The sequence below is a fragment of the Qipengyuania intermedia genome (assembly GCF_019711615.1).
GTDB classification, from domain to species: Bacteria; Pseudomonadota; Alphaproteobacteria; order Sphingomonadales; family Sphingomonadaceae; genus Qipengyuania; species Qipengyuania intermedia.
This window is the reverse complement of the sequence record NZ_JAIGNS010000003.1, coordinates 198368-210759: the sequence shown is the minus strand read 5'-3', so window position 1 is coordinate 210759 and position 12392 is coordinate 198368. Positions and strand designations below refer to the sequence as shown.

The 12392-nt window shown below is 64.1% G+C and carries 12 protein-coding genes; 7 read left to right on the top strand and 5 right to left on the bottom strand.

Going from position 1 to position 12392, the window contains the following annotated elements; all coding sequences use genetic code 11:
• The first annotated feature begins 60 nt into the window (after positions 1 to 60).
• The 5 genes from K3179_RS12840 (at position 61) to K3179_RS12820 (ending at position 5236) form a co-directional block, all read left to right on the top strand.
• On the top strand, positions 61 to 234 hold the full coding sequence (locus K3179_RS12840) for a DUF465 domain-containing protein (protein ID WP_221566059.1): 174 nt from the start codon (positions 61 to 63) through the stop codon (positions 232 to 234).
• A gap of 86 nt (positions 235 to 320) precedes the next feature.
• The gene (gene nhaA, locus K3179_RS12835) at positions 321 to 1523 is read left to right on the top strand and encodes a Na+/H+ antiporter NhaA (RefSeq protein ID WP_221566056.1); all 1203 of its coding nucleotides are present in this window, start codon (positions 321 to 323) and stop codon (positions 1521 to 1523) included.
• Between the two features lie 33 nt (positions 1524 to 1556).
• Positions 1557 to 3221 carry a DNA repair protein RecN gene (recN, locus tag K3179_RS12830; protein ID WP_221566052.1) on the top strand — a complete coding sequence of 555 codons (1665 nt, stop codon included), beginning with the start codon at positions 1557 to 1559 and terminating at the stop codon, positions 3219 to 3221.
• A 39-nt stretch (positions 3222 to 3260) separates the two neighbouring features.
• A complete protein-coding gene (locus K3179_RS12825; protein ID WP_221566049.1) occupies positions 3261 to 4238 on the top strand; it encodes a hypothetical protein in 978 nt (325 codons plus the stop codon).
• A 125-nt stretch (positions 4239 to 4363) separates the two neighbouring features.
• The gene (locus K3179_RS12820; protein ID WP_221566046.1) at positions 4364 to 5236 is read left to right on the top strand and encodes a hypothetical protein; all 873 of its coding nucleotides are present in this window, start codon (positions 4364 to 4366) and stop codon (positions 5234 to 5236) included.
• Positions 5237 to 5258: 22 nt separating this feature from the next.
• Here the strand turns inward: K3179_RS12820 and K3179_RS12815 are convergent, their stop codons facing one another.
• On the bottom strand, positions 5259 to 5744 hold the full coding sequence (locus tag K3179_RS12815) for a DUF2165 family protein (RefSeq protein WP_221566044.1): 486 nt from the start codon (positions 5742 to 5744) through the stop codon (positions 5259 to 5261).
• A 74-nt stretch (positions 5745 to 5818) separates the two neighbouring features.
• Here K3179_RS12815 and ligA point away from each other — a divergent pair, with 74 nt between their 5' ends.
• A complete protein-coding gene (gene ligA / locus K3179_RS12810; RefSeq protein WP_221566041.1) occupies positions 5819 to 7897 on the top strand; it encodes an NAD-dependent DNA ligase LigA in 2079 nt (692 codons plus the stop codon).
• 46 nt (positions 7898 to 7943) lie between these two features.
• Positions 7944 to 9044 (top strand): class A beta-lactamase, encoded by a 1101-nt coding sequence (bla, locus tag K3179_RS12805; protein WP_221566039.1) that lies wholly within the window; start codon positions 7944 to 7946, stop codon positions 9042 to 9044.
• On the opposite strand, the gene K3179_RS12800 is transcribed toward bla, so the two are convergent.
• The 4 genes from K3179_RS12800 to K3179_RS12785 are packed head-to-tail and all read right to left on the bottom strand — an operon-like array spanning position 9041 to position 12288.
• A complete protein-coding gene (locus K3179_RS12800; protein ID WP_345722978.1) occupies positions 9041 to 9736 on the bottom strand; it encodes a DUF2459 domain-containing protein in 696 nt (231 codons plus the stop codon). The genes bla and K3179_RS12800 overlap by 4 nt on opposite strands.
• Positions 9733 to 10635: a 50S ribosomal protein L11 methyltransferase gene (locus K3179_RS12795; RefSeq protein WP_221566036.1), complete on the bottom strand. Its 903-nt coding sequence runs from the start codon at positions 10633 to 10635 to the stop codon at positions 9733 to 9735. The genes K3179_RS12800 and K3179_RS12795 overlap by 4 nt, the downstream gene beginning before the upstream one ends.
• Complete coding sequence (blaEAM, locus tag K3179_RS12790; RefSeq protein ID WP_221566033.1) at positions 10632 to 11588, bottom strand: EAM family subclass B3 metallo-beta-lactamase; 957 nt, start codon at positions 11586 to 11588, stop codon at positions 10632 to 10634. Before blaEAM ends, K3179_RS12795 begins: the two co-directional genes overlap by 4 nt.
• Entirely contained in the window at positions 11578 to 12288 is a 711-nt protein-coding gene (locus tag K3179_RS12785) for an SDR family NAD(P)-dependent oxidoreductase (protein WP_221566031.1), read from the bottom strand. The genes blaEAM and K3179_RS12785 overlap by 11 nt, the downstream gene beginning before the upstream one ends.
• Positions 12289 to 12392: the final 104 nt, after the last annotated feature.

Genomic DNA, 12392 nt, shown 5'->3' with positions numbered 1-12392 from the left:
CCCAGCCTCCCAGCGCCATCGGGTGTCCGATCGACATAAGCTTCGATCAAGGAGACCACGATGACGGCCCGCACTTACAAATTAACGCAGATACACCAGCGGATCGACGAACGCCTGCGCCTCGAACTGCGCAAGCGGACACCCGACTGGCTTGAAATTTCGCGTCTCAAGAAAATGAAATTGCGCGCGAAAGACGCGCTCCATCGCATGGCCAAGCGTGCCAGGCCTGCCTGACGGCAGTTAAGGGGGCCGTCGCCGCGCACCTATCCCCATGCGCAGGCGGCGGCTGCCCACCCATGTTGAACTTTCCGGAGTAGCCGATGGTCAAGACGATAGCCCCGATGTTGCGCGATTTTCTGCAGAAGGAATCTGCGGGCGGTATCGTTCTGATCTTTGCCGCGCTCCTGGCGCTGGCCGTGGCCAATTCCCCATTGCTTTCCGCCTATCAGGACGGGCTAGCGACACCGGTCGTCTTCGGCATCGGCAGCTTCGTGATCGACAAGCCCTTGCTGTTGTGGATCAACGATGGGTTGATGGCGGTGTTCTTCTTCCTCGTCGGCCTCGAGGTGAAGCGTGAAATTCTCGAAGGACAGCTGTCCAGCTGGGACAAGGCATCGCTGCCGCTGATCGCCGCGATCGGCGGGATGGCGATCCCGGCTGTCATCTTCCTGGCGCTCAACGCGAATTCGCCCGAAAGCATCAATGGCTGGGCCATTCCCGCCGCGACCGATATCGCCTTTGCGCTCGGCATCCTGTCGCTGCTCGGCTCGCGCGTGCCCGTAGCGCTCAAGGCGTTGCTGCTGGCGATCGCGGTGATCGACGACATCGGCGCGATCGCGATCATCGCGCTGTTCTATTCGGGTGAGCTCGACACCGGCATGCTCGGCCTTGCCGCGATCGTCTTCGTGGTGATGCTGGCGATCGGCCGGGCGAAGGTGCAATCGACCATTCCCTATATCCTGCTGGCGATCCTGATGTGGGCCTTCGTGCTCAAGTCCGGTGTCCATGCCACGCTCGCCGGTGTCGCTGCGGCGATGACCGTCCCGCTCGACGCCAAGAGCGATCACGGCCCGCTCGAGACCATGGAGCATGCGCTGCACCCCTGGGTCGCGTTCCTGGTCATCCCGATCTTCGGCTTTGCCAATGCGGGGGTTACCCTGTTCGGCCTTTCGCCCTCCGCACTGCTGGAGCCGCTGCCGCTCGGCATTGCTCTCGGCCTCCTGGTCGGCAAGCAGATCGGCATCTTCGGTTTTGCGTTTGCAGCAGTGAAGATTGGGCTGGCGAAGCTGCCGGAAGATGTGAACTGGGCGCAGGTCCATGCCATGAGCCTGCTTGCCGCGATCGGTTTCACGATGAGCCTTTTCATCGGCAATCTCGCCTTCGCTTCGCCAGAACAGATCGACGCGGTGAAGATCGGCGTCCTGTCCGGCTCGACCATTGCGGCGCTGGCCGGCTACCTCCTGCTCAAGCGCGCCTCGCCGCTGCAAGCCGAAGCTGTTGCTAACGGAACAAAGGGTGGATGACGCGAGCCTTCCGGTGGGCTAGGAGGTCTTCCGATGCTCACCCGGCTGGCCATCCGCAATATCGTACTGATCGAAGCGCTCGACCTCGATTTCGGGCGCGGTCTGGGCGTGCTTACGGGCGAGACCGGGGCAGGCAAGTCGATCCTCTTGGATTCGCTCGGCCTCGTGCTCGGCAACCGCGCCGACAGCGGGCTGGTACGCGGGGGCGAGGACAAGGCGAGCGTCAGCGCCAGCTTCGAATTCGCCGCTCTGCCCGATCCGCTCGCCGAATTGCTCGACGATGCCGATATCGAGATCGAGGAGGGCGAACCGCTCATCATCCGCCGCCAGCTGAAGGCCGACGGCAAGAGCAAGGCCTTCGTCAACGACCAGCCCGTCAGCGTCGGCCTGCTGCGCGAAATGGCCGGCCACCTCGTCGAGCTGCACGGCCAGCACGACGACCGCGGCCTGGTGAACCCGCGCGGTCACCGTGCGCTGCTGGATCGCTTCGGCGGCGGCGATACCGCCAAGGTGGAGCAGGCCTGGGCGACGTGGCGCGATGCCGAAGACAAGCTCGCTCGGGCCCGGGAAAATCTCGAACAGGCGAAACTCGACCAGGACCTGCTGCTGGCCCATCTGTCCGAGCTGACCGCGCTCGAACCGCAGGCAGGGGAAGAAGCGCGCCTCGCCGAAACACGTGCCGCGATGCAGAAGGGCGAGAAGCTGTCGGGCGACCTCGAGGAACTGCGGCACCTATGGGAAGGCTCGGATTCGCCGCTCGCATCGCTGCGGGTTGCGGCACGCCGTCTCGACCGGATTGCGCCCGAGCACCCGCTGCTCGCCGAAGCGCTCGCCGCCCTCGACCGCGCTGTGATCGAAGCGGGCGAGGCGGAGGACAAATTGCAGGCGGCGGCCGAAGCGCTCGAACACGATCCGCAAGCGCTCGATGCTGCCGAAACCCGCCTGTTCGACCTGCGGGCAATTGCCCGCAAGCATCGCTGCGAAGTGGACGAACTGCCGGAAAAGATGCGCGAGATGCGCAGCCAGCTCGACTCGATCGAGGGCGGTGAGGCGGAACTGGACGCGCTGGAGCAGGCGGCCAAGACCGCTGGCGCGCGCTACACGGCAGAGGCGGAGGCGCTGCATGCAAATCGCGTGGCAGCGGCCATGCGCCTCGACGAGGCGGTCGCACGCGAACTCGCCCCGCTCAAGCTGGATGCTGCGCGCTTCAAGACGGCTGTCGCTGCGCTTCCTGAAGAGCGCTGGGGCCCACACGGGATGGACAGCGTCGAATTCCTAATCGCCACCAATCCCGGCGCCGATTTCGCACCGCTCAACAAGATCGCCAGTGGCGGTGAACTCTCCCGCTTCATCCTTTCGCTCAAGGTCGCGCTGGCCGAGCAGGGCGGGGCGGCGACCGTGATTTTCGACGAGATCGACCGCGGCGTGGGCGGGGCGGTGGCAAGCGCGATCGGCGAACGTCTCGCCCGCTTGGCAAGCGACGGACAACTTCTCGCCGTCACCCATTCCCCGCAAGTCGCGGCGCGGGGCGGCATGCATTACATGATCGCCAAGAGCTCCGAGGGCACGGTCACCAAGACCAGCGTAACCAGGCTCGACGAAGCGGGGCGGCAGGAAGAGATCGCTCGCATGCTCTCGGGCGCGGAAGTCACGCCGGAAGCGCGCGCTCAGGCCGACCGCCTCCTCGAAAAGGCCTGACCGGGGCACTTGCGGGCATTTCGGGCGTTATTCGCCGTAATGCATTGGATCCGAACCCTTTGTGCGACGCTGGCGCTTACCGCCCTTGCGGGCTGTTCGACCTATTTGCCGCGCTACGAACCGCAGGAAGGCGCATTCGCGACCGGCTTTTACGAGAACATCCAGACGCCCCGCCTCGCGCTGCTGGAATACCGGTTGGGCAATTATTTCGCGCAATCGAAACTCCCTTATCCCGTCGTGTGCGCGGCAGCCGGGAGGGTCGATCTATATGATGAGGCGTCACGCGCCCGTCCGCTGGATCCCGATGTAGAAGTCAAACTCATCGCCCGCTTCCCGGGCCTGTCTCCCCTCTCGCGGTGCGAGCGCAATGGACGCGATATCGTGGCCAGCGATACCGGACAGGCTGCCGCTATTTTCGACGTTCACGATCTGGTGTGCGACACGCCGACAGTCTGCCTTGCATGGGCAGGCTATTACGCGAACGGCCAGCACGGCTGGAGCTATTATCGCATGACTTTCGAGGGTGGCGAGTGGCGCATCGAGCGCGAAGAACTCGACATCGTACTCACCTCTGCCGAAACCGGTGGTCAGGAAATGCCGGCACCGCGTGCGGAATTGCCGGACACCCCCCAGATGGCAGTGTTGAAAACGCTATTGGACGAGCAATTCGCCAATCCTGAACGCTATGCCACGACCTGTGCGACGATCGTGTCGGGAAACCAGACCTCGGAAGCGCTGCCGGACGAAGTCGAGGTCGCCCTGGTCCAGCACTATCCCGAGCTTGCCCCGTTCGACCGGTGCGTGTGGAAAGACGATGCGCTTGTCGTGGATGCCATCACAGGCGAACGGGCGGTCATCTATTCGGTGCGCCGGACGGTCTGCCCGACGAAGGACGAATGCACGGCATGGGGCGGTTGGATCACCGCCAATCTCGGCGCGCAGGCATGGGAATACCGCATCAGTCGCGTCGACGGGAGATGGACCGTCGAACGCACCGGAAACGGCGTGATCTCCTGATCGAAATGGAAGTCGGCGTACCTCGGCAAAGACGGCATAATCCTGCACTGTCTCTCGCCTGCGCTGCTCTTTTCGCTGCCGCCCTGACGTCCTGTTCCGGAGAAAGAGACGAACGGACTCCTCAAGTGCCCGATGGGAAATTCCCGGCCAACCAGCCAGGCGAGGCGATGCCAGCGCTGCTGACCTACACCAACATCGGTGCGCTGGAGGCGATCCAGGCCGGTACAGTGGTCCAGCGCGGACCATGTTTCTACCTGTCCGGCGCTCCGGAAGAGGCTGTGATCCTCTGGCCCGAAGGCACGCAAATCGTCCGCGATGCGGAGCGCGGTGTGGCCGTCGAATTGCCCGATGGCTTGCGCTTAGGGGTGGGCGACCGGATCCGCGGCGGCGGTGGCGCGCTGCCACCTGCGAAGCCGATCTCCGACTTTGCCAGTCAGGAGGTGCCCGAAAGCTGCGCGACGGCACCGGCAGTGCAAATTCACAGCGTGGAAATCGTTGAACGTGCTTTTACGGACGATGCCGGTTTTCGTTCTGCGCCGCCTCCTCCACCGCCTCCCGCGCCAGACTTCCTTCAAAGCGTGAAAGAGCGCGGACCAGGCAGCACTGGTGCTCCGATAGAGATACTCGGCTTCGACGATCCGCGCGAGGCGCTATTCGCGCATATGATTTCCGGATTGCGCGAAGGAGAGGACGCGCACGATCGCCCGGTGTGCCTGCGCGAGGTGGACGATGCGCTATTCCAAAGCCTCTCGAGCCGCTTCGAGCGTGTCTATCGCACTGGCGCATGTCGCTGGCAGGATGGCGGCGTGCAGCTGCGGGCGGATGGCAGCCCGGCGGTGCTCGTCGAGGCGCGGCTCGACTGCGACGGGCAAAGCCGCTGCTTGGCCGAGGGCGCGCGCATCTTCGGCAACATGGGCGGCGAAGGGCAGGGCTATGTCATGCAACCCATGCGCGGAGGTTGGTCGATAGCAAGTTCGGGCGTGTCGTGGATGTCCTGACGGCGCGACTAGCCCGGGCAGGTCAATCGTCGCGCATGCTCACATAGATCAGCGTCATCATGGCCATTCCGCCATAGACCCACGAGCCGTCGAACGGACCCTGTCCAAGCGGCATCTGCCAGAGCTGGTATCCTGCAACTGCAACACCCTGGAACAGGCCCCACCAGTTCAGCACCGCCGCGCCCATGGCGATCTTCGCCCATGTCTTGCCGGCGTTGAATTCCGCGCCCGAGGCCTTGCGGAGCGTGAAGAGTTTCCATGCACCGTATAGTCCGCCAAGTCCCGCGATCAGTTCCAGCGAAAAGACCAGCACCATGCCGATCACGATCAGGAATTTCGGCGGCACGGGAAGCAGTGTGACCGGATAGGCCTGCTGGTCCGCATGGCTCGTTGTGTAGACGAAGAAGTCATAAGCCTGCGGAAGGTTGGCGATATTGTGCGCGACATAGAGCAGCGCCATCAGGGCGACGCTGGCGGTACTTCCTGCTTTGAGAAGGCGGTCGATCATTCCATTTCCCCCAAATCGGTGATGCGACCTTGCGGCACTTTTCCCCGTGCCTGTGCTGGGGCATAGCGCAGGATATGGGAATCGAGCAAACCGCACCTGTGGACATGAGCGAGGCTGACGCTGCCAACGAGCTGATGCGCCTCGCAAAACAGATCGCACATCACGACCGGCTGTATCATGCCGAGGATTCGCCAGAGATCACCGATCCGGAATATGATGCGCTGGTGCGCCGCAATGCTGCTTTGGAAGAGGCATTCCCGCACCTGGTCCGCGAGGATTCACCGTCGCGCAAGGTCGGCCATGCCATCGCCGCATCGCCGCTGTCGAAGGTCACGCACGAGGTGCGCATGATGAGCCTCGACAACGGCTTTTCCGACGAGGAGATCGGCGAGTGGGTGGCACGCGTGCGCCGCTTCCTTTCGCTCGACGATGATACACCGCTGGCCTTCACGGCAGAAGACAAGATCGATGGTTTGTCCTGCTCGCTGCGCTTCGAGAATGGTGCCCTTACGGTGGCTGCGACACGCGGTGACGGGCAGGTCGGCGAAGACGTAACTGCCAATGTGCAGCATATCGCGGATATCCCGAAAATGCTGCGCAGCGATGCGCCCGACGTGTTCGAGGTGCGCGGCGAAGTCTACATGGAAAAACAGGCTTTTGCTGCGCTCAATGCTGCGCAGCAAGAGGCGGGTGGAAAGCTGTTTGCGAACCCGCGAAATGCTGCGGCCGGATCGCTGCGGCAGAAGGATGCAAGCGTCACCGCGCAGCGTCCCTTGCGCTTCTGGGCACATGGCTGGGGTGCAGCATCAAAGGTGCCGGGCGATACGCAATCCGAAGTCGTCGAGACCTTGCGCGAATGGGGTTTCCCGGTCTCGCCGTTGTTCACCCGCGTCGAAAGCCTGGAAGGCCTGCTGGCGCACTATGCCGCTATCGGCAAGGCGCGGCCCGACCTGCCCTATGAAATCGACGGCGTCGTCTACAAGGTCGACCGGCTCGACTACCAGCAGCGGCTCGGCTTCGTGGCCAAGGCGCCGCGCTGGGCACTGGCGCACAAGTTCCCGGCAGAGCGCGCGGAAACCACGCTGGAGGCGATCGATATCCAGGTCGGGCGTACCGGCAAGCTGACGCCCGTCGGCAGGCTCGCCCCTGTCCTGGTCGGCGGCGTGACCGTCACCAATGTTACGCTGCACAATCGCGACGAGATCGAGCGGCTTGGCGTGCGTCCCGGCGACCGGATCGTCATCCAGCGCGCAGGCGACGTCATCCCTCAAGTGGTCGAAAACCTCACGCGCGATACTAAACGCGAACCTTTCGTCTTTCCCGACCATTGCCCCGAATGCGGCAGCGAAGCCGTGGCCGAGGAAGGCGAGGTTGATGTGCGCTGCACTGGCGGGCTTATCTGCCCCGCCCAGCGCACGGAGAGGCTAAAGCATTTCGTAAGCCGCGGCGCGCTCGATATCGACGGGCTGGGCGAAAAGACCATCGACCAGTTCTTCGCGCTCGGCTGGCTGGAAAGCCCGGCGGACATCTTCCGGCTGAAGGACCGTCGCGATGACATCCTCGCGCTGGAAGGCTGGAAGGAGAAGTCGGTCGACAACCTCCTCGCCAGCATCGAGGCGCGGCGCGAACCGGATGCGGCGCGGCTGCTGTTCGGGCTGGGTATCCGGCACGTCGGCGCGGTCACGGCGCGGGACCTGTTGAAGAACTTCCACGAACTGCCTGCGCTGCGCGAAGCGGCTGAGAAGGCGAGGGCCGGTAACGAGGAAGCGGCCGCATCGCTGACCTCGATAGACGGGATCGGCAGCGCCGTGGTCGAGGCGCTCGGCGACTTCTTCCATGAAGAGCACAACCGTGCGGTGTGGGACGACATCCTGGGCGAAGTTTCGCCGCCGCGGTACGAGATCGAGACCCGCGACAGTCCGGTTGCGGGAAAGACCGTCGTGTTCACAGGCAAGCTCGAAACGATGAGCCGCGACGAGGCCAAGGCACAGGCGGAGCGGCTCGGCGCAAAGGCCAGCGGATCGGTCAGCGCCAAGACCGACCTGCTCGTGGCGGGGCCGGGCGCTGGCAGCAAGCTCAAGAAGGCCGCCGATCTCGGCATCGAGGTGATCGACGAGGCCGGATGGGCCGCAATCGTCGCTGCCGCCGAATAATCCCGACTTTCCGGAAACTTATGCGCACGCTTTTGTTGGCATTACAGTGACCCGACCGCTTGTAACCCTCACGCTCCTGATCGTCTCCGCGTTCTTCCTGCTCGGCACCTGCGTCCAAGGTCCGGCAGAAAGCGCTGCGGAATTCGAAGAGCGGGTCATGCCCGAAGAAGTGGTCGAGGAGGAACCGGAACTGGACGCCCGGCAAGAGATGCTCGAAGCGAGACTGCAGGAAATCGGCGAGGGCTTTGCGGGCGAAGTCGGCATCGCCGCAGTCGAAGTCGCGAGCGGGGCGACCATGGCCTACAATGGCGACAGGCCGTTTCCCCAGCAAAGCGTCAGCAAGCTGTGGGTCTCGCTGACCGCGCTCGACCTGGTGGATGAAGGCGCGCTGGATTTGTCCGAACCGGTCGCGATCCGGCGCGAAGACCTGACGGTGTTCTACCAGCCGATCCGCGATATTGTGCGCACGCGCGGCGTGTTCCGCACCGATTATCGCGACCTCATGGAGCGTGCTCTGACGCAGAGCGACAATACCGCCAACGACCGGCTCCTGCGCCGCGTCGGCGGCACGCAGGCGGTGGAGGCTTTCATGCGCCGGAAGGGCATTACGGGCGTGCAATTCGGCACCGACGAGCGCAGCAAGCAGAGCGCCATCGCCGGTCTCGACTGGCAACCCAGCTATTCCATCGGGCGCAATTTCTACGAAGCGCGCGACCGGGTGCCGGAAGACAGGAGGCGCGAGGCCTTCGAGGATTATCTCGACGATCCCATCGACGGGGCAAGCGCGTCCGGTATGGCGCAGGCTTTGGCGCGCCTGGCGCGCGGGGAATTGCTATCGCCACGGTCCACCGAGTTCATCCTGTCGACACTGGAAAATACCAAGAGTGGTCCGCAGCGGCTCAAGGGCGGGGTGCCATCCGGCTGGTCGATCGCGCACAAGACCGGCACGGGCCAGGTCTACGATGGCGACCAGTCCGGTTACAACGACGTGGGCGTGCTGACCGCGCCCGATGGCACGCAGTACGCGGTGGCCGTCCTCATTGCGCGGACCCGCACTTCCTACCCGGCGCGCTTCGAAATGATGCAATCGGTGACGCGCTCGGTAGTCGAGTATCACGAAGCCAGGATGGCGAGCGAGACTACCTAGTTCTCGGTGGGCGAGGGGATCCATTTCATCACCCCTCCGGCCAGCGGCGTCCAGTGGCCCATCTTCACCCCGGCTTTTGCCAGCGTATCGCCGACCCACTGGTTGCAGGTATTCGCGAGCGTGTAGCGCCCGAGCGCATCGTAATTGCGCGCGCCGTGTTCGAAACTGTCGTGGCTGAAGCGCTCCTCGCCATGCGGCACATGGGGTAAGGCCGCTTCGACCTCTTCGACCAGCACGCGGTATTCCTCCGGACGGAGCACGAGCGGGCGATGGTATTCGGACGGTTGCGGCCATGCGTAATGGCCCACCCGCATCAGTCCGTCGCCGCCCTGGAAGGCAATACGCAAGGCAGTGCTCGCCTTCAGGTCGCCCCAGGTCGGCGTGTTGAGGAAGACCTCCTTCTCGCCCCACCCGATCGCGACGTGGGTCGGCATGCGGCCGTCCGAGCGTGTCATGCCTGCGGAAGGGAACGTCTGCCGCCAGTCCTTCACATCGGTGACGACCGGCATGACGATACCGGTGTGGATACCGTTGGTTTCGACCATGATGACGATACCGTCATCGCTTTCGGCCCAGTCTGAATTGCGCGGCACGGAGCTGCCGATCCAGGCCGACAAGAGGAAGAGCGCCAGGGCAAGCACGGGCAGGGCAAGCACCACACCCGTAATCGCCAGGGCGCGCCGCCCGGTCACCGGATGCGGCTCTTGCGTAACCACAGGATCGACCAGTCGCCATTGGTGACCCGGCGCGCCAGCCGCAGCCCTTGCGCGCGATAGGCCCGGCGTACCTCTGCTTCCTGCGTTTGCAGAAGTCCCGCCAAGAGCAAGCTTCCCCCCGGCGTAATCGAGGAGGCGAAGTCTGGCGCGAGCTCCACCAAAGGCCCCGCGAGGATATTGGCGATGAGCAGGTCGTATGGCGCGCGCGCCTGCAGCAATTCGTGATCCATTCCCGGCGCAATGACCATGGTCAGCTGGCCGCCCTTATTGCCCATCGCGACATCGTTCAGCGCTGCATTATCTTCGACAACGCCCGCACACACCGCATCGATATCGGACGCGGTTGCCAGCGCATGGGGCCACAGATGCATCGCCGCGAAAGCCAGCAGGCCGGTGCCGGTGCCGATGTCGGCGTGGTTGCGCACCGCAATGCCCTCGCGTTTCATCAGGTCGAGCATGGCAAGGCAGGCAGCGGTCGTTTCGTGCTGGCCGGTCCCGAAGGCCTGGCTGGCAGGAATGGCGAAATCGACCATCGACGGGTCTGGATCGTGTTCCGGCGTGCGCACGTGGAAGCGCCCCGCGCGGATCGGCTCGACGCCCTGCTGGCTGAGCGTGACCCAGTCCTGATCGGGCAGCTTTTCTGCTTCGAGTTCCGGTGCTTCGCCTGCGAACAGGCCAGCGACGGCTTTCCTGTCCGCTGCAGTCGGTTTGCGCTCGAGCCAGACTTCCAGGATCCAGTCGTTCGGTTTGTCTTCCGCGATCTCCCGACCGGACACGACCAGCTCTTCGGGAAAATCCCAGGCCTCGTCATGCGCAAGCAGCGCTGCCTGAACGACCTGTTTCGACGCTTCACCCGAGAGTTTCCATGCGCTCATTCGGCAGCTTCCTTCGCGAGACGTTCGTCGAGGCGCTTGCTCAACCGCTCTGCATAGAAGCCGCAGCCCCTGTGCAAGTAGAGCCCGTATTCGCCGCTCATCAGGTCCAGCATGGACCCGGCCGAGGGATGCGGCGTCACCAGATACTCGCATTGAAGCTGGCGTGCCTTGTCGATGCTGGTCCGGAACGCGCGAACCATTTCCGGGTGGTCGGTGAAGCGGTAGTCGTCAGAGGAAACGGCGGAAAGACTGTCGATATAGGCGAAGCGGTTGCACACGGGCGGTTCACCGGGGAGCGTACACGACCACCACGTCCAGCTGAGCGCCCCGGGCGAGTGGCCGGGCGTTTCATGCGCCGTAACGCGCAGCTTGCCGAGATCGATCATTTCCCCATCAGCGATCACCCGGTCGACCTCTACCGGGGTCATGTCGGGGTGGCCGGAGGCGGCCTGCGGATCGTCGGCGGCGACTTTCCCGGTTTCGAGCACGGGCTTGGCTCTTGCCGAAGCCACCACTTGTGCGCCGGTCGCTTCCTTGATGGCGGCATGCGCGCCGACATGGTCGAAATGCTCGTGGCTCATCAGGAGATAGCGGATATCCTTCGCATCGAAGCCGAGCGAGGCGATGTTCGCGAGGACCAGCGGGGCGGCCTCGGGGACACCGCTGTCGATCAGGATATGTCCTTCATCGCCGGTAATCAGCACCGACGATATGCCGCAGGTCCCGACATACCAGCTGTTGCCCATCAACTGGAACGGTGGAGCGGGCTTGGCCCATTCGTCCCACGGCTCGCACGCATCGAGGAACGCCATCTGCATTTCGTGGGCATTCACCACCTTTGCCGTTGGCGCGGGCGAGGGGGGCGTCTCTGCATCTTCAACTTGCGGTGCAGGAACCGCCGCACACGCAGCGATGAGCAAGGGCAGGGCCGCGACCAGCGCTTTAACGGACATAGCTTGCTCCATTGGCGTCGAGCGTCGCACCGGTAAGCGATGGCGGGGCATCCAGCGAGAGGAATTCGACGATCCGCGCGATCTCCTCCGGCTCCGCCACACGGCCGAGCGGAATGTCGGTCAGGAGGCCCGCGCCGCCCCGGCTGTCGAGGTAATCGCCGGCCATGGCGGTGTCGGTGAAGCCGGGCGTGATGGCGAAGCTCAGGATACCTTCTGCGGCATACTGGCGCGCAATGGTCTTGTGCATCGCCAGCATCCCGCCCTTGCTGGCCGCATAGTGCCAGTGCGCGGGCGAATCGCCGCGATGGCCTGCGCGGCTGGCGACATGGACGATGCGTCCGGTCGCGCCGCGTTCCTGCCAGTGGCGGACTGCAAGCCTGCTCAACTGAGCAGACGCAGTCAGGTTGATGCGCATGGTCTCCTCCCATGCATCCAGCCAGTCACCGTCCGGTTTCTCGATCGGGTTGGGATCGAACAGGCCCGCATTGTTGACGAGAACGTCGATTTCGCCGCCTGCCTGCTTGAGAGCGGCCTCCCACAATGCCTCCGGTGCTTCGGGGTCGCGAAAGTCCGCGGCGAGGGTGCCGAAGCCTTCGCCCGAGGTCGATTGCCCGATCACTTTCGCGCCGCGCGCTTCGAGTGCCGTACGGGAAGCGGCGCCTATCCCACGGGAGGAGCCGGTAAGAAGGATGCATGTCATGCATCACGCTATTCGAAAATTTGCGCCTTTTGTCGAGGCCGCACGCCTTGCCTTGCACCGGCAGTTCGCTAAGGAGGCGGCACGAATTCAGCGATATGGAATAG

What these genes read in the sequence shown, in the direction of transcription:
- K3179_RS12840 (WP_221566059.1), top strand. Translation starts at nt 61, where the DNA reads ATGACGGCCCGCACTTACAAATTAACGCAGATACACCAGCGGATCGAC.
- nhaA (WP_221566056.1), top strand. Translation starts at nt 321, where the DNA reads ATGGTCAAGACGATAGCCCCGATGTTGCGCGATTTTCTGCAGAAGGAA.
- recN (WP_221566052.1), top strand. Translation starts at nt 1,557, where the DNA reads ATGCTCACCCGGCTGGCCATCCGCAATATCGTACTGATCGAAGCGCTC.
- K3179_RS12825 (WP_221566049.1), top strand. Translation starts at nt 3,261, where the DNA reads ATGCATTGGATCCGAACCCTTTGTGCGACGCTGGCGCTTACCGCCCTT.
- K3179_RS12815 (WP_221566044.1), bottom strand. Translation starts at nt 5,744, where the DNA reads ATGATCGACCGCCTTCTCAAAGCAGGAAGTACCGCCAGCGTCGCCCTG.
- ligA (WP_221566041.1), top strand. Translation starts at nt 5,819, where the DNA reads ATGGGAATCGAGCAAACCGCACCTGTGGACATGAGCGAGGCTGACGCT.
- K3179_RS12795 (WP_221566036.1), bottom strand. Translation starts at nt 10,635, where the DNA reads ATGAGCGCATGGAAACTCTCGGGTGAAGCGTCGAAACAGGTCGTTCAG.
- blaEAM (WP_221566033.1), bottom strand. Translation starts at nt 11,588, where the DNA reads ATGTCCGTTAAAGCGCTGGTCGCGGCCCTGCCCTTGCTCATCGCTGCG.
- K3179_RS12785 (WP_221566031.1), bottom strand. Translation starts at nt 12,288, where the DNA reads ATGACATGCATCCTTCTTACCGGCTCCTCCCGTGGGATAGGCGCCGCT.